22 protein-coding genes and 1 pseudogene are annotated in these 19,243 nt (G+C 51.2%); 11 read left to right on the plus strand and 12 right to left on the minus strand.

Annotated elements, in window-relative coordinates:
• Positions 1-37: 37 nt before the first annotated feature.
• The 3 genes from ZX61_RS09835 (at position 38) to ZX61_RS24560 (ending at position 4,270) form a co-directional block, all read left to right on the plus strand.
• On the plus strand, positions 38-757 hold the full coding sequence (locus tag ZX61_RS09835; RefSeq protein ID WP_049844465.1) for an SIMPL domain-containing protein: 720 nt from the start codon (positions 38-40) through the stop codon (positions 755-757).
• A gap of 601 nt (positions 758-1,358) precedes the next feature.
• Positions 1,359-3,356 (plus strand): hypothetical protein, encoded by a 1,998-nt coding sequence (locus ZX61_RS09840; RefSeq protein ID WP_049844466.1) that lies wholly within the window; start codon positions 1,359-1,361, stop codon positions 3,354-3,356.
• Between the two features lie 461 nt (positions 3,357-3,817).
• Entirely contained in the window at positions 3,818-4,270 is a 453-nt protein-coding gene (locus tag ZX61_RS24560) for a hypothetical protein (protein ID WP_235431322.1), read from the plus strand.
• A 92-nt stretch (positions 4,271-4,362) separates the two neighbouring features.
• Here the strand turns inward: ZX61_RS24560 and ZX61_RS09850 are convergent, their stop codons facing one another.
• Positions 4,363-4,695 (minus strand): YnfA family protein, encoded by a 333-nt coding sequence (locus ZX61_RS09850; protein ID WP_004747542.1) that lies wholly within the window; start codon positions 4,693-4,695, stop codon positions 4,363-4,365.
• Between the two features lie 192 nt (positions 4,696-4,887).
• On the opposite strand from ZX61_RS09850, the gene ZX61_RS24070 reads away from it, so the two are divergent.
• Positions 4,888-5,061 carry a DUF6435 family protein gene (locus ZX61_RS24070; RefSeq protein ID WP_004747540.1) on the plus strand — a complete coding sequence of 58 codons (174 nt, stop codon included), beginning with the start codon at positions 4,888-4,890 and terminating at the stop codon, positions 5,059-5,061.
• A gap of 39 nt (positions 5,062-5,100) precedes the next feature.
• On the opposite strand, the gene ZX61_RS09855 is transcribed toward ZX61_RS24070, so the two are convergent.
• The 7 genes from ZX61_RS09855 to ZX61_RS24720 all read right to left on the minus strand — a co-directional run bounded on the left by ZX61_RS09855 (position 5,101) and on the right by ZX61_RS24720 (position 8,369).
• Positions 5,101-5,316, minus strand: a complete 216-nt coding sequence (locus ZX61_RS09855) for a TIGR02450 family Trp-rich protein (protein WP_049844468.1) — start codon at positions 5,314-5,316, stop codon at positions 5,101-5,103.
• A 111-nt stretch (positions 5,317-5,427) separates the two neighbouring features.
• Complete coding sequence (locus ZX61_RS09860) at positions 5,428-5,889, minus strand: MaoC family dehydratase (protein WP_049844469.1); 462 nt, start codon at positions 5,887-5,889, stop codon at positions 5,428-5,430.
• 121 nt (positions 5,890-6,010) lie between these two features.
• The gene (locus ZX61_RS09865; RefSeq protein ID WP_049844470.1) at positions 6,011-6,721 is read right to left on the minus strand and encodes an HAD family hydrolase; all 711 of its coding nucleotides are present in this window, start codon (positions 6,719-6,721) and stop codon (positions 6,011-6,013) included.
• Between the two features lie 99 nt (positions 6,722-6,820).
• Positions 6,821-7,378: a nucleotidyltransferase domain-containing protein gene (locus ZX61_RS09870; RefSeq protein WP_004749124.1), complete on the minus strand. Its 558-nt coding sequence runs from the start codon at positions 7,376-7,378 to the stop codon at positions 6,821-6,823.
• Between the two features lie 174 nt (positions 7,379-7,552).
• Positions 7,553-8,089 (minus strand): GNAT family N-acetyltransferase, encoded by a 537-nt coding sequence (locus tag ZX61_RS09875; RefSeq protein WP_049844471.1) that lies wholly within the window; start codon positions 8,087-8,089, stop codon positions 7,553-7,555.
• A 44-nt stretch (positions 8,090-8,133) separates the two neighbouring features.
• Positions 8,134-8,241, minus strand: a complete 108-nt coding sequence (locus ZX61_RS24335) for an excalibur calcium-binding domain-containing protein (RefSeq protein ID WP_443083319.1) — start codon at positions 8,239-8,241, stop codon at positions 8,134-8,136.
• Positions 8,238-8,369, minus strand: coding sequence for a hypothetical protein (locus ZX61_RS24720; protein WP_443083320.1), 132 nt, complete (start codon positions 8,367-8,369; stop codon positions 8,238-8,240). The genes ZX61_RS24335 and ZX61_RS24720 overlap by 4 nt, the downstream gene beginning before the upstream one ends.
• A gap of 509 nt (positions 8,370-8,878) precedes the next feature.
• On the opposite strand from ZX61_RS24720, the gene ZX61_RS09890 reads away from it, so the two are divergent.
• From ZX61_RS09890 to ZX61_RS09915, 7 genes and pseudogenes are all read left to right on the plus strand, one after another.
• Positions 8,879-9,175 carry a hypothetical protein gene (locus ZX61_RS09890; protein WP_049844474.1) on the plus strand — a complete coding sequence of 99 codons (297 nt, stop codon included), beginning with the start codon at positions 8,879-8,881 and terminating at the stop codon, positions 9,173-9,175.
• A 611-nt stretch (positions 9,176-9,786) separates the two neighbouring features.
• Positions 9,787-10,566 carry a substrate-binding periplasmic protein gene (locus ZX61_RS09895; RefSeq protein ID WP_049844475.1) on the plus strand — a complete coding sequence of 260 codons (780 nt, stop codon included), beginning with the start codon at positions 9,787-9,789 and terminating at the stop codon, positions 10,564-10,566.
• A gap of 666 nt (positions 10,567-11,232) precedes the next feature.
• A complete protein-coding gene (locus ZX61_RS09900; protein ID WP_049844476.1) occupies positions 11,233-11,670 on the plus strand; it encodes a phage regulatory CII family protein in 438 nt (145 codons plus the stop codon).
• A 197-nt stretch (positions 11,671-11,867) separates the two neighbouring features.
• Positions 11,868-12,080: a hypothetical protein gene (locus ZX61_RS24725; protein WP_443083321.1), complete on the plus strand. Its 213-nt coding sequence runs from the start codon at positions 11,868-11,870 to the stop codon at positions 12,078-12,080.
• Positions 12,037-12,234 (plus strand): annotated as a pseudogene (locus tag ZX61_RS09905) (JAB domain-containing protein); the annotation flags it as partial. The gene ZX61_RS24725 and the pseudogene ZX61_RS09905, both read left to right, overlap by 44 nt.
• Positions 12,235-12,333: 99 nt before the next feature.
• Entirely contained in the window at positions 12,334-12,879 is a 546-nt protein-coding gene (locus ZX61_RS09910; RefSeq protein ID WP_049844477.1) for a hypothetical protein, read from the plus strand.
• 30 nt (positions 12,880-12,909) lie between these two features.
• The gene (locus ZX61_RS09915) at positions 12,910-13,173 is read left to right on the plus strand and encodes a hypothetical protein (protein ID WP_049844478.1); all 264 of its coding nucleotides are present in this window, start codon (positions 12,910-12,912) and stop codon (positions 13,171-13,173) included.
• A gap of 24 nt (positions 13,174-13,197) precedes the next feature.
• Here ZX61_RS09915 and ZX61_RS09920 read toward each other — a convergent pair whose 3' ends face one another.
• From ZX61_RS09920 to ZX61_RS24565, 4 genes are all read right to left on the minus strand, one after another.
• A complete protein-coding gene (locus ZX61_RS09920) occupies positions 13,198-14,193 on the minus strand; it encodes a GlxA family transcriptional regulator (protein WP_004747519.1) in 996 nt (331 codons plus the stop codon).
• 315 nt (positions 14,194-14,508) lie between these two features.
• Positions 14,509-16,638: a peptidase domain-containing ABC transporter gene (locus ZX61_RS09925; RefSeq protein ID WP_049844479.1), complete on the minus strand. Its 2,130-nt coding sequence runs from the start codon at positions 16,636-16,638 to the stop codon at positions 14,509-14,511.
• A 9-nt stretch (positions 16,639-16,647) separates the two neighbouring features.
• Complete coding sequence (locus tag ZX61_RS09930) at positions 16,648-17,901, minus strand: HlyD family secretion protein (protein WP_049844480.1); 1,254 nt, start codon at positions 17,899-17,901, stop codon at positions 16,648-16,650.
• A complete protein-coding gene (locus tag ZX61_RS24565) occupies positions 17,898-18,677 on the minus strand; it encodes a hypothetical protein (RefSeq protein WP_235431323.1) in 780 nt (259 codons plus the stop codon). Before ZX61_RS24565 ends, ZX61_RS09930 begins: the two co-directional genes overlap by 4 nt.
• Between the last annotated feature and the right edge of the window lie 566 nt (positions 18,678-19,243).

Raw genomic sequence — 19,243 nt, forward strand, 5'->3', positions numbered from 1 at the left:
AATCTATATGTTTTCTTTGGTGCAGTAAGGAGAGGCAATGGAACGAGTTTCCAATAAGTCGTCACTGTGGTTAGGGGTATGTCTGATCGTGGGGTTGGGGGTATTAGGGTTCTTCATCCAGCAGACGGCTATAAAGTATAAAGCGTACGAGCGAGTGGTTACTGTAAAAGGTTTGTCGGAGCGTGAGTATCAAGCCGATACTGTGATTTGGCCGATCCAGTTTACGGTGGCGAAAAACGATATGTCAGCGATGTTTGAGGACATCGACCAGCAAACCCAGTTGGTACTGGACTTCCTGAGCGCAAAGGGGTTAGAAGAGTCGAGCGTATCATTGTCTTCGCCTTCGGTGATTGACCGTAAAGCGCAGCAGTATGGCAATGAGCAGGATATTGAATATCGTTATCTAGGCAGCCGTACAATCACGGTTTACAGCCAGAAGGTTGATGTGGTCAGAGCGGCCATCAATGAAATTGGGGAGCTGGGCAAGCAAGGTATATTGCTCAATCAAGATCCCTATTCAAACCGGGCCAACTACAGCTTCACGCAGTTGAATGACATCAAACCCGATATGATTGAAGAAGCGACCAAAAACGCCCGTGAAGTTGCGGCGAAATTTGCTAAAGATTCTCAGAGCTCACTGGGGAAAATTAAGCGCGCTACACAAGGGCAGTTTTCGATCTATGATCGTGATAGCAATACGCCTTACATTAAGAAGGTTCGTGTGGTCTCTACCGTGCAGTACTACCTCTCGGACTAACGTTTTCGTTTAAACAGACTTCAAAGCCAGCGCGACAACGTTGGCTTTTTTGATCTGAGTCTCAGCACGTTTCATCATCGCCACCATAGTTCATGCGTCGAGTTTGTGACTTTGGTCGAGCGATTACGTGTGTTAGGAAGCGAAAATGGCCTAATTATATTGATTGTTGCATTCACACTGGGGCTGGGAATTCGGAGCAAGATCGACTTATCAAAGCTGCTTTTTTGCGATGCGTTCACTGTATATAGCAGTAAAACGCGAATGTTTTCTCTACGAAAGTGAAGAATAGTGAAATATTAATTTTATCATTAAGGTGTCCATTCTCTATCAAATCTACTGCGATTCCGCACAATGCCCATCCGATTGCCGACATCTCGCGCGTTTCATATTGAGCAATAAATAGTCAATGAGTAGCATCTCGATTGTACAAATAATAACCAAAACTGTGTTCGGGTATTTAGCCCATATTGTTCCTAATAAGTCTAAATAATAATGATTATTGTCAACAAGTTGGTTGGGTTATTAAAGGTGCGCACATCGTTATTCATGCTCTAACAAGGAATAACTACACCTAACATAGAAAGAAGTCTGGAGTGAAATTATGAATGTTTTAAGATCCATGATTTACCTATCGCTGGTTGGCTATATGTCGGCCCCGTTTGCGGCGGAAGCAAGCTTCGCGCCTATTGTGGTCGGGGCGCCATATGAAGATAGCTTAGCCTCACAACCAGGATCCGATTCTGCGCCTAACTCTGGCGCGGTGTATCTCAAATGGAAAACTCTACAAGGGCAACTCGGTACGGCGCTCATTAAAGCGCCTAACGCGGAAAGCTCGGATAAATTTGGTGAAGCCGCCATTCTATCTGGGAATAATCAAGTCTTGTTGGTGGGTGCGCCAGGCGAGTCGGGCTGTGGGGCCAATGTTGGGGCGACCAAACACGCCAATCTCATTGGCACCAACAGCCGAGTTACTTGCTTTTCGTATGGAATGGAGAGTAACGCAGATTCTGGCAATCCATTAGATTCCGTCTCCATTGGCGCGGCCTATGTATTCGAAGGGCAGGGGCAGTTTGCAAACAACAATCAGTTTGAAACAAGTTCAGGACATAAGTTGCTTGATTTTACTACTTACATCAAAGCGCCTAACCCCAGCCTTTGGGATAACTTTGGTGGGGTGGTTCACATCAGTGGTGATGGCAAGACCATCGCGATTGCCGCGACAGGTGAAGACAACTGCGGCATCGGTGTCGGCGGCACGGGCGTTAATCCGAATCAGCGCCTGGGTGGGCACTCGGTCTGCGGCCAATACGTAAACCCAGGTATGGATGACAATAGTGCCCGAGATTCTGGGGCGGTGTATATCTATAAAAAACGCAACAACACTTGGGTGTTGGACGCGTACCTAAAAGCGCCAAACACCGATCCTGGCGATATGTTTGGCTCTGCCTTGGCGCTGGACTCGGATGGGGATCAACTGCTAGTAGGGACCCCGGGTGAAGATAACTGCGGTACCGGTGTGGGTGGCCAGGGGGCGAACGCAAATCAACGCCTTGGTTATGGCTCCGTGTGTGGGACAAACCCTAACCCAAGCCTGTGGGATAACTCGGCCAGGGATTCTGGGGCGGTGTACCACTATGCGCGCGAGAATGGTCAATGGGTGCTGAAAGAGTACATCAAAGCCTCAAACACCGACGCGGGAGATTTGTTTGGCAGTGCCCTGTCGTTTGATCATCAAGACAACAAAATCGTGATTGGTGCGCCGGGGGAGTCCGGCTGCTCAGCAGGGATTGATGGGGCGCTACCAAACCCTAACAAGAAGATCAATGGTGAAAGTGTTTGTGGTAACTCGCCGCTTAACAGTAACGTCAAATTGGACAACCGGATTGGCAAGTCAGGCGCGGTTTATGTGTTTGCTTACGATGACAACAATGCCAATTTGAAGGAAGTGGCTTACATCAAAGCGCCAAACCCTGACGCGAACGATCAGTTCGGCGCCAACTTATTTATCGACAGTGTGGGCGGCCTGATGATTGGGGCTCCTGGTGAAGATAACTGCGGCACGCATGTGGATGGCACAAACAACAAAGCCCCATGCCAAAACCCCGGTTTGACCAACAACCAGGCTCTGGATGCGGGGGCGGCTTACGTCTACAACGACAACAATTATGCCAACACCAAAGTGGCGTACAGCTTCTTTAAATATGTGAAAGCGCCAAGTGTCCATGCCGGCGATGTGTTCGGAACTAACCTAGCGGCAGTAACTGCGTTGGATGCTCAAGATCCAACGATTCAGATGGTCTTTTCTGCGCCGGGTTATGACAAACCGGGGATGACCGACACGGGCAAGGTCTTTGTGTACACCAAAGAATCGGCCAACAAGTTGCGCAAGAGCTTTGGCTTTAATGGCAAGCTACCAAACGTTGAAAACTCAGTGAGTAACTTTGATTATTTTGGCGGCTCAGCGCTTGGAGGCAGTGACACCTCGGTAACCAGTTCGGTCGGCAATCAATGTACGATCGTGACCGATTATCTAACCGGTAATGAAGTCAGCCTGAAAGACTTTATTGACTGTATTGCAGGGTTTGGACCCGGAAATTAAATTCCATTTAAGGATTCTCAAGTAGAGTTGAAGGATGAGTTCACCAGATGAGGACTCATCCTTTTTTAGTTATCAAGGGGGAAGACGTTTCTTTTTCTAGGGCCCGTTGGTCTATCTTTCTCCGATCCCGCTCTCAAGAACGGGTAATCGTTGACACGCTTATTCCTCACCGATATTCTGCTCTCGCACTGGCAAAATCCAGTGTCAGGATTGGAACCCTGTCTCACAACACGTGGCGCATAGACGTCAGCATCACTGCTGCTGTCATGTGCAGCCTTGTCGCACCTGTAAAAACGGATGCCCTGCAAAGGGAAGTTCCGCTTGGTATTACGGTGGGCTGGGCGAGGCAGCTTCGGCTGGCCGTTTCCACGTGTGCGGTAGTTCCAACCTTGTTCAGTTCACCACCCTTTGTTTTGGGGTCTCTGAGTGGTGAAGGGAAACTTCATTTCTTGGAGGTTGCGATGCCGATAAACCCTCAAATCTTACGATCCCTCGATGAGGCGTGCGCCCGCGCGCTGTGTGACCGAACTCAATTACCCCAACAAACCGAACGGATCTCAGGACTGCTCGACCAACTGTGGGAAGATTTGGGCGAAGAGTTTTTCTGGTTAGAGGCGACCTTGTGGAAAGCATTAACGGAGTCGGAAGGCTCGTTTTCGTTGTGTCTACTTAAAGCACCGCATCGTAACCGCTATCGCCTTTGCCTTGCCCAAGATGTCGACCAGCATATATATCAGTTGAACCAGCAAAGCGGTGAGCCTGTCGAGCTGGTGGCGGTGATGAACTGGGACGCGCTCAATGACGCCAGCATGTCGCCACTGATTCTCGATTGGTCACTGGAATCGCATTGGTTTGCGCTGAGTTCGCGTCAATTACATCACATAATGGATGTCTTCGAGCGTCATCGCGAATGATGCATCTTGTGAGCTCTATTCTCCGCACGCCTTTTTGTGCTGGGGAGGCCAGCGCGCAGGAAAGTCGTTTGCGTACCTCATAGTGTTATCGGTTACGGGGTTCTGGGCGCGAACATGATGATGGCCATACCAAGCATTGCCACAGAGACTCCCACGATATCCCACAGAGTTGGGCGAAGACCGTCCACGAGCCACAACCATAAGATTGCGACAAAGATATACACGCCGCCGTAAGCGGCATAAACCCGACCAGCGGCGGTTGGATGCAAGGATAACAGCCATGCGAAAAGCGCAAGACAGAGCGCTGCGGGCACTAAAAGCCAGGCAGATTTGTCTTCTTTGAGCCAAAGGTAAGGCAAGTAGCAGCCCAGAATTTCTGCAACGGCGGTGAGAAAGAAAAGCCCCATTGTTTTCACTTCAAGCACGTCATTTTCCTATAGAGATTATTCGGTGGCGGTACCCATCGTGCCTGAGCCTTTTGGGTTAAGGCAAGTTAAACAGGGTCAGCGGCTCCAACGACCCCTTTCGTGCACGTCGAGTGGGCGTTGTTGTGCTCTGGGTTAATCCTTTTGCGTCCAAACGACGTAACTAGACAGAGCACCCAACGGAGATAAACAATGTTTTCACTATTTAAACGTGACTCGACCAAGAAACTGAAGAAGCAATATGCCGCAAAACTCGAGCAGGCAATGCTTGCGCAAAGAAGAGGGGACATTCGAACCTATTCGCTCTTAACCGCGCAAGCGGAAGAATTAGGTCAGCAAATCGAAGCCCTCCAGAGTCAACGCTGAGCGCCTGTGCAAGAAACGTTGAGAAAGGGGCAACGTTGCTTATTTCCAGCCATACGCCCACTTATCGGTGTTTTTAAGCTCTTTCCAGTCAATGGAATACTCGACGTGAGTCATCACTGCTTCCAAGGTGCACGATCTCACGGAGCCATCTTCTGCGTAATCAACATCGGACACTAAGAAGTGTTTCTCACGCTTTTGCGGCTGCAGGGCTGTCCATTTACTGTTGAGTAGCTTAGCAGGGTTAATTCGATTCATCATAGGCTCGTCATGTTGTCGCTGTATCCCATGTCTTACGGGGCAGCGCTGCCAAAGTTCAGCGGCGAGCCACTCTTTTCTTTGTCAGTTAAGACGCGACGAAGGAGAAGGTCATTCAGGCACTATCTGGACGGCGAGCCAAACCGCGACTAACGCGGGCTTCTTTTCCCCTTCGATTTCAACCACCACTTCGCTTTTAAAGGTATAGTGACCGGGGCGCTTTTCGTCGACGGCCAGCAATTTCGCACGCGCGCGAATGCGGCTATTCACGGTGACCGGGTGGATAAAGCGCACTTTATCAAACCCATAGTTGAGCCCCATGCTTGCCCCTTCCAATTGGTAGCCAAAGCGCTCGGCAAAATGGGGCAGCATGGACAGGGACAGCAAGCCATGGGCAATGGTCGAACCAAACATGGTGTCTTGCGCTTTGATGGGATCCGTATGGATAAACTGATGATCTAAGGTGCAGTCAGCAAATTGGTTAATCTGCGCTTGGCTGACGACAAACCATTCGGTTGGCTCTGTCTCAACACCAATGTAGTGAGCGATGTCATCCTTCGAGATAACGTTCATAGCGTCCTTTTAGCAGTGAATTCGAGGTTAAACAGCCACCGAGTGTATCAGACAAGCCGAATACAACTGGAATGACTTCAAAGAGAGGCGCGCTGAGTGAGCACGCCATTTAAGCGGCGAGTTAGGCGTATGTTCCAATGAGATCATAGAGCTCGTCAACCGAGCGAGCCGTGTGATCAGGCTGACACGACCACGATTCCGGCGCCGCGCCACTGTACGCTGCGGCCACAGCAATGACGCGAGCGTTGCCCCTCAGCGCAGCTTGAAGGTTACGAGCAAATTGGACATCGGCCTCATGGTCGCCGATGTACATCAAGCATTGGCTGGTGCGATGGCCGAACATCGCGTCAAGACATTGAAGGCCACCCATAGCCTCCGGTTTTTGATGGCCATGAGACACGTCGTCATACCCGACAATGGCCTTGAAAAAAGCCGTTAGCGCATGGTTTTCCAACACACGGCGAATGTTGCTCTGTGAATTTTGCGAGCATATGCCGTGAGGCAGGAAGGAGAATTCGGTGACCACGTCTTTGAGCCCTTCAAACAACAAGACCTGCGTGGTATTTTTCTCTTGGTGCTCGGCCCACATGCCCCCCGCCAGGCGCATTTCCTGTTGGGTTAACCCATAGTAATCAACGTAAAGCTCTTGCCAGTTTTTTGCGCTGTGGTTGGCGACATGGTAGGCCTCTTCGTCGCGTAAACACTCTGGCAAACCGTCCCCAGTCAAACGGGGAGCGACAATGGATAAAATGGTCTTGGTTATCTCAATATTTTTCGGTACAGAGTTTACCAGTGTCCCATCATAATCCCACAGCACCGCCTCCAATTTCATGGTTCCCTCTCCATTCAAACACGAGATCTAAACGTACTATTTATCACAAAATCAATGAGTTGGACAACATTGCCGAGTCGGCTGGGAGCAGGCAAACCGTTACCATTGCGCAACCAGTTTCTTCAAATGGTGCTTTGCCAACTCATGATCACCACGACTCATCCATTTGATACAATCAAACAATTCCCACGTTATTCCTTCGTCGCCGTTCGTGTAGGCCGGAAAATCTGCGTGCTTTGGTGCCGGTTCGTCCGTTACCCGTTGCTCGATGAGGCCATTTTTATCAAACAGCACCTTAAACGGCTTAGACAGGCTCAATGGTTCACTCACATCTAAGCAGTGAATCTCTGCGCTCGTTAAGTCATTGAAAATGTATTTTTTAAAGTAAGCGTTCTCATTATGGAAGCCCTCGAGCAGGTAGAAGATGTCTTTATCACGCTCAAACGCGGAGAAGCAGGCCTCGCAAGATTGATGAAAGTTATTCTTGGTAAACACAAGAATATCGGCATCCGAGACTCGGTCACCTTTTCCCGCGGCCAGTGACCCCAACAGGACCGCCGCGACCGCGTCATTTTCAGAATGAAACGCCGAGTACGCGGATTGAACCAAGGCATTTTGAAGAGGAAGATGGGCCAAGTTTAGCTTTTCTGAAATCACAATTTGCTCCGTTTGTTTCGCGTTAGAGCCGCGGAGGGGCGCTTGAATGAGGAACCTGCCTTCACGCTCAACGTAGCGTCCGCGACCAAGCTGTGAGTAAACCAAAGTCAGGGTGAAGTGGCAATAGCAACGTACTCATTGGCGCTGGCATTGAGAGCGCGCGCCGTTTCGAGGCTAAGGCGCATACCGCGCGAGCCATTCTGACCGTAACACACCGTATTTGACCGAGTCATAGTATTCGCCATTGTAATAGCGGACTTTTCGAAGCCGCGCTTCTTGCTGGAAACCCAGCTTCAGGGCCAATGACATCATTCGAGGGTTCCCCGACCAAGTGGTTAACCCCACCCGTTCGATGAGCTGACTATTGAACAGATACGACACCCACAAGGGAAGCGCTAAGGCCGCAATGCCTTGCCCCCAATACGCAGGATCGTAAATGACCACGCCGGCTTCAAGCCAACGCGTTTCTTCGCATTCCCAGTAACAGCTCACCGTGCCGACGGGGAGGTCATCAACGGTGATCAACTGTAAGCTTGCGCCGGTTAACAGGCGCTGAAACGCTGTCTTTTCGAACTGCTCCAACGAGGGAGGTGAGTATGAAAAGTACGGACCGTTAAATTGCGTCCATTCGTCATTTGAAATGACCAAAGCGTGGAGACGCTCAAGTTCACTTTCCCTTGCGGGTCTGATAGTGACTGTCTGTTGTGCCACGGTGCTTCCTTCTGTTCATTGCGCCTTATGGGCGGGTCCCCCGTTTATTGGCCGCACCACTGCTGCTCACAAGGCACGCCATCGCGATCGCCATCAATCTTCACGTTGGGGCAATGTGCCAAGTAAAATTTCGCCTCATGCCCCGATGTCATATGGCTACAGCCTCGCACTCGAAACCGAGTTTGTCATCTTCAAGGGCGCGCTCTGGGGCTTGATAAGTGAGGTCGCTGTCAGCGCCAAGGGCGATACCAACTAAGGCCAGTACGGGTAAGATAGACAAGGCGACATTTCCTCCAGGCTTTGCTACCCGTACAGTTCGTTTCCTTTTCTGAACAGCAGTTTACCCAATGTTTTTACTTGGTGAAAGTGTTTGCCTCGAAGAGCCGTGCATGACGCCTTGAGTGGCGCACTGACGTCGGGGCATCCTAAGCGAGGCGAGCGGGATCTGGGGGTGAAACGCGGGCCTAACGTGACGTCACGACCAAGGAAGGCCCAAACGGGTCATCGCCTTTGACACTGTGAGTTGGCGAGAAGGGCAGGGAGCTCACTGCGGGGCTCTGTCGTCTTTGCGCTTGCCTGTGACCTCTCCCCCTCAGAGCCTTCAGCACAAGGGTAAAGTGCACGCAGGCGCCCTTGTACTGGCGAACCGTGAGTGGGGCATGGACAGGCCAGCAACGACAACATACCCCCAACACAGGAGAGAGCCCATGAACCATCTACCCCTCACACACACAGTGCATGGCGACGCTGACCACGTTAGGTCGCTGTTCGCTCAGGAGGACAAACGCAATGCCAGCTAACTACTACTCAACCGCCGTCTCTTTCACGCTCGGAGAGATCGTGATAACCCAAGGGATACAAGCGCTGCTCGACGGACGTCCCGAAGCCCTGCTGAGGCCACTTTTACTCCGCCATGAAAATGGTGATTGGGGAGAGTGCGACATCGAAGATAAGAAAGCCAACGACGTGGCCACTCGTCGAGGTGGACGGATCGTATCGGTATACCGATTTTCCGGTCAGCGCGTCTGGCTGATCACCGAAGCGGGTCATCAATTGACCACGGTGTTGCTGCCCAGTGAATACTAACCAAGGGGCCTAGGCCCCTTGAATGGATTGTATCTTTCAATCGTTGGCGTATGGATCGGTGTGTATCAATGCACATGCGCACATTCGAAATTTATCCATCGTGTCATGCTTATCAACCAAAAGAGAGCAGGCACACCTATAGGAAAAGCATTTGGAGGTGTCTTCTACGAGTATATATTAGAGCCAATGGTGGGGGCCTAGGTCGGATAGCAAAAGAAAGACGTTCTGAGTGATCGAGCTTGTGTATGTCTTTCTTGCCGGTACGCTATCTAATTTGATGAGTACGGCCGTATCTCTTTCACACCACTGGCGTCCTCTAGCGCAATTGATTCGCGAGAGGACGAGCCATTCATCACGGCTAATCCTCGATTGCTTGCGGATAATTTATTGTGAATGCGCGTTGATGATGAAGAGAAATGAGAGACTCGATTAGAGATTCAAGTGCATAAAGGTTGATTCTGATCGGGAGAGAAGGCAAATTACTTTTAGGTAGATTTATGTGCAGTCTGGTTAAATTAGAACGGAGCCCTTTTAGCCCAGAGAAAAAGGTGCTCAATCGTTGTCTGAATAACCTGACAATATCAAAAATGAATTGAGCTAAGGAGAGATCAATGCGGTACCTAGTTCTCGCTTTACTGTTGATCCCCATTGTTTCATTTGCCTCCTCAAGCAAGACAATAAAACTCGCTTACTCAGATATCGAATCCTTCCCGTTTCAAATGGGCAATGGGAATGATGTTGCGACGCCTCCAGGCATATCTGTCGAAATCATTGAACAACTTGCCCATATGCTGCAGTTCAACGTTGAATATGTGAGGGTACCAGGGAAACGAGTGCTTCAACATATCAAATCCAATGAAGTGGATGGCGGCTTTATTTTTTCCTACAACCATGAGAGGGCCCAATACGCACACTATCCCATTATCAATGGGCAAGTTGATAGTGCGTTGCGTATCGCCACGCTAGACTATTTTCTCTATAGGCTTAAGATTCAAAAGTTAGAATGGGATGGGGTAAAACTATACTCTACTGGCCATCAGCCCGTTGGTGTTCATACGGGTTTTTCAATTATAGACACCTTAAAAGAAAATGAAATTAGCACACTTGAAGTGTCAAGCACGCAACACTTGTTTAAAATGTTGAGAAAAAGGCGAGTAATCGCTGTCGCCGTCCAGAGTAACATCGCTGACAGTTATATCGATGAAAATAAGCTAGCCAGTATCGAAAAAGTATACCCGCCCATATTAAGCAAATATTATTACTTGATTTTTAGCCATAGGTTTACTGAAAATAACCCTGAGTTAGTCGGGAAAATATGGAGAACTATCGGTGACATACGCGATCAGGTGACGGTGAATAGTATTAAGAAATACACCGCAAGGCATCACTAGGGGTTGTTCGTTAAAGGGGAATGTCAATCACCGCCAGAAGTGGTAGTGAGGTTACATGCCTATTATAACGTTTCATGTCTAGCCTAAGAGGCATCTACTACTTCGGAACATACTGTGGCTGAGAAAATGGATTCAGTGACACCGCAACCAATATAAGTACACTTGCCCTGATATCGTCATGTGTCTGGTGTATTGAGAAATAGAATCATATGCCCCCAAATACCAGAGCACTATTCAGAATCCTGATATTGGGTTGTGCCAGTACTCGTTCCCGTCAATTCGGCTTCAAAAAAGGCGTGCTTGTTGAATATTGTCGTCAACGTCGCCTAAAGTCCGCGATCAGGCATGTATTTATCTGGCGCTCTCGAAAGGATTCGAGCCTGTAACCCCTCCCTTGCTCGTGCGATGCGAATGCGCGCCTTAGCGCTTCCTGGGTCTCGCCATTTTATTATCCATTATTAAATTCAAAGTGAGACCCACGTCAAGGTCAAACGGCGATTGGTGCTATCCGGTTGTTTTCACGATTGAATTGTCAGCCTGCCGCGTTGGCGCATAGGTTTATCGTATCGTCTTACCCTTGATGGGCCGCGACTGGCCGGAAGGTGGGCTTTTCTGTCTGGTCGCGCTTTGTTAGCGTGAGCACGCACACCCACTAGAGGAGGACTTATGGCAGAGCGTCTCAACGTGAGGCAGCGGCAATTTGAACAGGCTTGCCGGCTTTTTTCACGTCAACACAACATGTTCCGTCTGGCGCCAAAACTGGGACTGACTCCGGTGACACTGCGCAATAAGCTCAATCCCGAGCAACCGCATGTGCTCAAGTGCGCCGAACTCGTTGCGCTGACCGAACTCAGTGACGATCCCTTGATTTTAAATAGTGTACTGAACGGGCTCAAGGTCGTGACGACGCCACCGCCGTCTGAAGCGCCGCCACCGACATTAACCTCGCTGATCTTAGCGCATGCCCTCGACACCGGCGAGCTGTCACGTGTTTTGTTGAGCGCCAGCAATGACACGCTTCAACGTGCCCAACGCGATGACATGCTGTACACCGCCCATATGGGGCTCCGTCGCTTAGCGGATCTTATTCATCGGCTTCAGTAACCTTCATGTGCCGTTCACGTCATAGGGCAGACAGCCCGATTCTCTGGATCGGTCAGTGAGGTGTCAATGCCTCAGAACCCTTGCCCAAGTGGTCGTCGATCGCAAGGGAGGGCCAAGCCGCTACGCGCCCTTGCGATCGCCCCCCGCTCGGTCTGGCGGGTCGTCAGACGCCCGATAGCCGACCCAGGAGATACGTGATGAACGCGCCACTTGACCAAACGACCCTAACTCCGGTGTTCTCAGCCGAAGAACAACACCTCTTGCAGCAGGCCGCGGCGGTGCTGAAATCCAAGCTGGTGCTCTTTGAGCAACCCGTGATGAATGCGCCGTCCATCGCCCAAGCGTTCTGCCAAACTCAATTGGCCGCGTGCCATCGCCACCAGTGCGGCCGCCGTGATCTTGTTTCATAATCATCCGTCAGGCTGCGCGGAGCCAAGTCAGGCTGACCGCCGGATCACCCGCCGTTTACACGATGCCCTTGTGCTGGTGGATGTTCGGCTACTCGACCACTTTGTGGTTTCATTTGCTGACGTCGTGTCGTTTGCAGAGCGGGGCTGGCTCTGACGGCGCCCTTTGCTAAGGCCACGCCAGTCCGAGGGCGGTTGTAAATCTTCGCAGGACACGCGATAGTAGTGAGCAGAGCCTTGCGTAAGGAGCGCCATTATGAAACCGCTGGTGTATGAAATGGATGCGTGGTCAATGGCGACGCTACCGCAATTGCTAGGGGCGTCACTGAGCCTACAGCCATTGCTGGCCATGACTCAATCGGACGTACCTGTCCTACAGGTGCCTTTTGTGGTCGGCGACGCGGTATTCGAGCTGAGCAATGAGTGGTATACCACCCCGCAAGGTCATGATTTCCATCTGCCAATGCTGCGGCCGATGGAGGGCTCACCGGCATGCTACCGAGCTCAACAGGATGGCGCAGCCTCGTCCCTCGCTGTGATTGAGGCGATCGAGATCCTCCGCCGGCACAGTCGTGATGCCGAATGGCAGCACGGCGATCAAGGCGGCTGGGCAGCGAGCGACGAAACGCTGATCTACGACTGGGGGCTCAACCTATTGTTCACGGACGGGAGCGCGCTGTCGTTGGTGACCGAGGATGATAGAATAGACGGTGGATGGGTGGTGACACCCGACCGGGTGCGACCGTCTTACCAAGAAGAGATTTGGCTGATTGAGGTCGATGTTCGCGAGCGCATTGCATGACAGACTGGCGACGACAGAGGAGAGGTGACCATGACACACGGCACACCACGTGATTACAGTCAGGCGGTATATCAGGTGTATTTTGAAGTGGGGGAATGGCAAGAGACGGCGTTCAAGGTATTGGCGTCTTTCGTCGGACCGGAGGCCTCGGGATCGATCCAGCGTTTGGAATTTGGCTATGTATTGGCCTTGCCGATCCAAAGCGTTCCTGAGGTGGTCAGGCAGCTTTGCCAACACAATATCGCTGTCTACCAAATCGTTCGTGGTGAGCAGATCACCTTGACCGAAACTTGATCGAGAGGGGCGGGGCCCCCATCCTTAGTGGGCAGGCTCATGTTCACAATAAGATTGCGTCACTTTACGGTATTGAGTGGGCGTCATGTCATAAAACTTCTTAAACAGTAACCGGAAATGATTGATGTTGCTGTAGCCCACTTGACGGCTGATGGTTTCAATGTTCAGCCGGGTGGTACTGAGCTTGTCTCGTGCAGACGAGAGGCGCAGGCGCTGAATATAGTTAACCGGCACGTCGCCGGTTGCCGCTTTGAACCGTCGCGTCATCTGTTTTTCGCTTAAAAAACTCTTGCTTGCGCAGCGTGCCACGGTCAGATTGCCTGGGTGTTCATGATGCATCCAGTCTTGCAGTTCATGGATCAGCGTGTCGTTGTGCTGCCGATATTGGCCAAAACTGGTCAGGCAAATCCGCGCAACATTGGAAATGTCCCCCCCAATGTAGCGCTCACAACGCGCGCGATGCCCACTGCCGAACAACTCATCGATCATCAATAAGGTGGCGTCATAATAATCCCGCACGCTCGACGAGCAGATAAACGGCCCTTCGTGAGTGATTTTTAGGTGAGGCATCAGCTTGACACTGGGGTAGCGTTCCCGAAAGCCCGCCACATGTGCCCAATGGGTGGTGGCACTGCGATGATTGAGTAACCCCAACTCGGCCAGTAAAAACGTCCCCGTGCACAGGGAGACAACAAACTGGCTGCCGACGAGCTGCTGCGTCAACCACGTTTTGAGCTTGTCTGGCAGCAAATACGCTTCGTCACTCGGATCGCCACAGCAACCGAGCAAGAAAATGTCTGTTTTTTCAACTTGCTGCCACGGTGTGGGACAGGCAATCGTCAGTCCAGAAAAGGTGTGTATGTGCGCATCGTAAGGAGAAATATAACGCACATCGGGATCGGGAAGCCCGGCCAATTTGGCGGCAATGATTAACATCTCTACGGGACCGGTGATCGCGGTCGTCGGGACGTTATTGAGTAGTAAGGCGGTGATGCGTAAAGGTTTGCTAGGTTCTACCATCCGTTCGAAATCCCTTGTTGAGCCAGTCATAACATCACTATGCGTTGTAAATAGATCTGGTCGTTAATCAAAAAAGATGAATTATCAGTCATTCATGACGTGATAGAGTTTTTTGGTGTGGTTTTTAATTAACTGATAAATAAGAATTAATTATCTTTATGTCGCATTAATAACCAATTGTGTTGATTGAAATAGTGTAATTACTCTATTTTTGTTCTGTGCGATAAGCGATTTGGCCGTGAGCGTATCGGCGCGAAGCTAGAAAATCCACACGTCCACGTCTGGGTGTCTTGTCGCTCGGCCCCATTTTACGCGCTAGGACTGAGCGCTGACCCCGTTGAGCGCGGCAATATCAATCACGCGATCCGCAGAATCAATGGTGCTAGGGCGGTGAGCCACAATCACGCGGGTGATTGCGGCTTGGTCACGGATCATGGTGTTGATGTGTTGCTCCGATTGGGCATCCAAGTGACTGGTCGCTTCATCGAAGATCAGAATGTCTGGTTGTCGATACAGGGCTCTGGCAAGGAGCACACGTTGTTTTTGTCCACCGGACAAGGTGTTGCCCAGTTCACCTACTAAGGTCTCATACCCCATCGGTAACTGCTCAATGTGTTGGCGAATGTCGGCCATGGCCGCCACGTCGCGTACACGCTGCGCATCAACCTGGAGGTCGAAAAACGAAATGTTTTCTTCTAATGAGCCAGATAACAAGGTGTCATCTTGCATGACGCTGCCTATCATCTGGCGATATTCGCTTAGATTCAGCGAACTGAGTGGTGTGCCGTCGATGAGAATTTGACCTTGGGTGGGCGTTAGCATGCCGAGCATCAACTTAATCACGGTGGTTTTGCCACACCCAGAGGCGCCAATCAGGGCGACCGCTTCACCCGCGTGGATCTCAAAGCTGAGATTGTCGATCACGCGAGGCTCATGGTCAGAATACTGATAACTGACCTGTTCAAAACGAATGCTAGGTGACAAGTGTGCCACATCGACGTAAGAACGCTGAGGTTCGGGCTCTTCTCGTTCAGTCAACACCACATCGCCCACGCGCTCTAAGTGTAAACTCAGCATCTTGAGCTGAAACAGAGTATCAATAAAGCCGGAGACTCGGGTAGAGAACTGATCTTTAAACGACAAGGCCGCGATGAGCATCCCTACCGTCAGATCCCCGGTGAGTGCGGCTGCGGTACCGACCCAAACGATTATCAGACCTTCAAGACCAAAAATCAGAGTACTCATCGACTCGAACATAATGCCGAGTTTCTGCTGTCGAATGTCGGCATTGCGCTCATCGACCAAAAGATTTTGCCAGCGAACCGCGCGATTGTCAGTGCGGCCAAACAATCGAATGCTCTGGATGCTGCGAACCGTTTCTAGAAAATACGTTTTTTCCTTAGCACTGGATAAAATGAACTCGAGATTGAGTTCGCGAAATCGCGCGAAGAATCCTTGTCGCAGCAGAAAATAGACGCTCATGGCCCCCAAGGCAATGGCGGCTATCTTGGGATCGTAACTCAATAGCATGGCCAGCGCACCCATTGCCAACATCCCGTCCAACAGCGCTTCGACAACCTGTTTAGTAATGGCACTTTCGATAACGTCCAAAGAATCAAATCGTGACGCGATGTCACCCAGATTACGTTTTTCAAAAAAGGGGATCGGTAAGTGCATCATGTGCTGAAAGACGCGTGCACGCCACTGCAGGTTAAAGCTGGCGCTGACTGCCATGACGGTCCAAGCGCGCAATGCACTGGCCCCCACGCGGATCAGGAGCAGTAAACCAAAGCCTATGATGACCAAAGACAATAAGCTCTGATCTTGGCTGGGGACAACGTGGTCAATCACCACTTGAGGCAGAAAGCTGGCCCCTAAGACACAAATCTCATACACCAGGGCTAACGCAACGATTTTCGCCAGCGAGCCGATCAGACCGTTAGGGCGGCCGAACACATCACGCAAGGTCGGTTGATGGATGTCATGACGCATAGGGGCCATGCTGTCGATTGGGGTCAGCTCTAAGATCACTCCCGTGAAATGCTGTGAAAACGCCGCGCGTGACAGACGGCGGCGGCCAATATAGGGATCGTGAATGTAAAAATAATGCCGGCTGACCTTCACTAAGACGACAAAGTGATTGAGATCCCAGTGCAAGATACACGGGTTGGCGACGCTCGCCAAATCGTCCACTTCGACACGCAGCGGACGACCGCTTAGGTCGAGCTTTTTGGCCATGGTCATCAGATCGCTCAGGGTGCTGCCATTGAGCGACACCGACATCTCGCTGCGTAATCGGGTTAGGTTTAATTTATGCCCCCAGTACTCGGCAATCATGCCGACACACGCGAGCCCGCATTCAGCGGCTTCGGATTGATAGAAGAGGGGGATCTTGCGCGAAAAACCGATCTGCAGGCGTTCCGCTAAATCATTCAATACTGTCACTGTATTACCTTACATGTATTCTTGGACTTTTTTGAAAGGATCGAGGAGCCACTGATAGATTTTTCGTCGTTCAACTTCTAGGCTCGCTTCAAGGTTCATTCCGGCACGAAGTGGGGTGTCGACCCCATACACATCCACCGATTGCGAGCGCAGCGTCACTTTGACTAAGTAGACAAACGGTGGCAACGGGGTTTTGGCTTGGGAAGGCGGTTGGTATTTGAGATCGTCCACCGCAACCGTGGTGGATGAGATGGCGTCAATCACCCCCTCGTACTGGCCGAATTTTTGGTAGGGAAACGCTTCATATTGCAAACGGACGGATTGACCCACGGATAAAAATCCCACCGCCCGGCTTGGGACGAACAAGACCGCCTGCAAAGCTTGACCCTCGGGAATGATGCTGAGTAATACACTGTTTTGCGACACGGGCCCTTGCGAGACATTGAGTGCCGAGACGGTGCCGTCAAAAGGCGAGGGGACGACCGTCTCTTTAAGCGCATTGTTGGTGGCTAATTGCTGTTGGACGTCGCCAACGCGGCGCTGCAATTGGGCGCGTTCTAAGGTCAATTGGCTACCAAGTTGCTTGATTTCTGCCTGTTTTTGCGTTTGTTGGTAACGAAAGTCGTCCAATTGCAATTGCAATTGCTGCAATTCGGTTTCAATGGCGAGCATGTCACTGCGCCGTTGGCGCAGCTCTATTTTACTGATGGCTTGCTGCTGCTGCTTGGTTACGAAGGACGCCAGTGTCTCCTGAGCGAGTTTGAGCTGTTTTTTCTTGAGCGCGATGACCTGTCGGTGACCTTCGGCATTGACTGCCAATTGATGGATCTCCCGCTCCAATGCTTGTTGCTTTTGATGGGTTAAGGTCTCGTTGGCCGCGACCTGCTGTTTAACCAGTTCGACATTCTTGTTCATCAATGCCCCCAAGTGCTGGCGTAGGTCGCCATCGGTGGGGTTGGTGGATTCGGTGTTGATGACATACAGCGCTTGTCCCCGTGTGACCCGCTGTCCTTCCTCAACCAATCGCTGGCTGATGAGACCGGACTCTGGGGCGAACACGTCAGCAATGCCCCCTTTTGGCAGTAACAGCCCTTGCACTTTTTCTTTTTGGCTAAACTCTCCCCAAAGAGTGAAAGCAACAACGACGATCCCCACGAGGCTAGTCAGGGCAATCAAGCGCGTAAAAGTGGGCGGCAGTGCGATCAAAATGTCACCGTAGTAGCCGTGCTGGCGGTTGGTCACTTCATTGCGAAATAGGCTCATTGACGCTCCAAAGCGGGGTGATATTCGTGGAAGTAAACCTCAGCGTTACGCCAAAACCACCAACCCTGTGGGCAGATTTCTATCGTTCGACACATGGCGTCGGCCTTGGCTTGCACTATAGCCTCGCGCGATCGGTTCTGCGTCGGGATGGAGGTCACATCCAGAGTTAAGCGCTCCCGCTCTACCAGTCCGGCGATGTACAAATTGGCCGCCGTTTTGCCCGCCAGAAAGGCGCCGGTGTGGGTGACAAAGGCGCGGTGATGCCACATCGTACACGCAGTGAATGAGCGTGCCACCTGGAGGCCTGACGCTTCGTCCGAAACATGCAACGGATTGCCATCGGCAAACATAATGATGTGTGCCCCTGCCCGAGCCCGTTTAAGCAGTTTGAAGAAAGAGTGCTTATCCCCGGGAGGTAAGATCTCCAAGGTGCGTTCATGGCCTTGGTCAGCGAATGCTTGGTGGCACATAGTGATTATGGTGTCATCCCAGGGGTTACCGTAGATTACCACATCCCGATCAGAGGGCAGATTTAGCAGTACGCTGTATACAGCGCTAATTGGATCAAACTGGTGGAGTAACTCAATGATACACTGACCGACAAACGGTGATTGAGGGGTAGACAGCGGAACCGAGAAAACGCGGTTTTTCCATTCAACCGAGCGAGGAAGGCGCAATTTCCGTAATAGATTAGCGGTGTAGCCTATATTGATCGCCAGTTGTGCCAAGTTGTTTCTGGCTAGGTGGCGTGCTTGCTCGTCGGAACACGCAAGCATGCGCTGAATATTGTATCGTGGCGCAGCAAAAATGACAGGTTGAAGGCAGCGATCCCACCACCCAGTCAGCAGGCGAAGGAGCGCGCGGGTCGGGCGTTTGCCAACCGACGACATCATTAAGGCCAAAGAAGCTAAGTGCTTTTCCAGCAGGCGCTCTTGAGCTTGCTCTCGCTTGCAGACTTGCGCCAGAGGTGTGGGACGTGAGCGGGGCTCGCCTAGCGATAGGACGTAGTTGACGTAACCAGGCTTTTCATAGAAATCGAGAAATTCCATGCAGCGATAATGTCGCTCACCTAAGTATGGATCCCACACTAGCAGTCCCTGAATGGAGATGTTGAGGACGACAACGCAGTGGTGCAAGTTCCAGTGGACCAAACATGGCGGCGACAACAACTCCAGATCCGATTCCTCCTGAATGGCAGTAGCGGAAAAGGGTACGTCTTGCTCCTGCAAATACACCGCTAAGCGTTCGTGGAGGTACAACGAGGTAAACGAAGACAGTCGTTCTATGTGCTCTTGGGAGAGATCAATCCCTAGTTTGTTTAGGCACTGAATCAATGGATGTG

The sequence above is a fragment of the Vibrio sp. VPAP30 genome (assembly GCF_001188205.1).
Taxonomy (GTDB): domain Bacteria; phylum Pseudomonadota; class Gammaproteobacteria; order Enterobacterales; family Vibrionaceae; genus Vibrio; species Vibrio bivalvicida.

What these genes read in the sequence shown, in the direction of transcription:
- ZX61_RS24335 (WP_443083319.1), bottom strand. Translation starts at nt 8,241, where the DNA reads ATGACATCGGGGCATGAGGCGAAATTTTACTTGGCACATTGCCCCAAC.
- ZX61_RS24560 (WP_235431322.1), top strand. Translation starts at nt 3,818, where the DNA reads ATGCCGATAAACCCTCAAATCTTACGATCCCTCGATGAGGCGTGCGCC.
- ZX61_RS09910 (WP_049844477.1), top strand. Translation starts at nt 12,334, where the DNA reads ATGAAACCGCTGGTGTATGAAATGGATGCGTGGTCAATGGCGACGCTA.
- ZX61_RS09915 (WP_049844478.1), top strand. Translation starts at nt 12,910, where the DNA reads ATGACACACGGCACACCACGTGATTACAGTCAGGCGGTATATCAGGTG.
- ZX61_RS24565 (WP_235431323.1), bottom strand. Translation starts at nt 18,677, where the DNA reads ATGCTTGCGTGTTCCGACGAGCAAGCACGCCACCTAGCCAGAAACAAC.
- ZX61_RS09920 (WP_004747519.1), bottom strand. Translation starts at nt 14,193, where the DNA reads ATGGTAGAACCTAGCAAACCTTTACGCATCACCGCCTTACTACTCAAT.
- ZX61_RS09865 (WP_049844470.1), bottom strand. Translation starts at nt 6,721, where the DNA reads ATGAAATTGGAGGCGGTGCTGTGGGATTATGATGGGACACTGGTAAAC.
- ZX61_RS09840 (WP_049844466.1), top strand. Translation starts at nt 1,359, where the DNA reads ATGAATGTTTTAAGATCCATGATTTACCTATCGCTGGTTGGCTATATG.
- ZX61_RS09930 (WP_049844480.1), bottom strand. Translation starts at nt 17,901, where the DNA reads ATGAGCCTATTTCGCAATGAAGTGACCAACCGCCAGCACGGCTACTAC.
- ZX61_RS24725 (WP_443083321.1), top strand. Translation starts at nt 11,868, where the DNA reads ATGAACGCGCCACTTGACCAAACGACCCTAACTCCGGTGTTCTCAGCC.
- ZX61_RS09895 (WP_049844475.1), top strand. Translation starts at nt 9,787, where the DNA reads ATGCGGTACCTAGTTCTCGCTTTACTGTTGATCCCCATTGTTTCATTT.
- ZX61_RS09860 (WP_049844469.1), bottom strand. Translation starts at nt 5,889, where the DNA reads ATGAACGTTATCTCGAAGGATGACATCGCTCACTACATTGGTGTTGAG.
- ZX61_RS24070 (WP_004747540.1), top strand. Translation starts at nt 4,888, where the DNA reads ATGTTTTCACTATTTAAACGTGACTCGACCAAGAAACTGAAGAAGCAA.
- ZX61_RS09900 (WP_049844476.1), top strand. Translation starts at nt 11,233, where the DNA reads ATGGCAGAGCGTCTCAACGTGAGGCAGCGGCAATTTGAACAGGCTTGC.
- ZX61_RS09855 (WP_049844468.1), bottom strand. Translation starts at nt 5,316, where the DNA reads ATGAATCGAATTAACCCTGCTAAGCTACTCAACAGTAAATGGACAGCC.
- ZX61_RS09835 (WP_049844465.1), top strand. Translation starts at nt 38, where the DNA reads ATGGAACGAGTTTCCAATAAGTCGTCACTGTGGTTAGGGGTATGTCTG.
- ZX61_RS09890 (WP_049844474.1), top strand. Translation starts at nt 8,879, where the DNA reads ATGCCAGCTAACTACTACTCAACCGCCGTCTCTTTCACGCTCGGAGAG.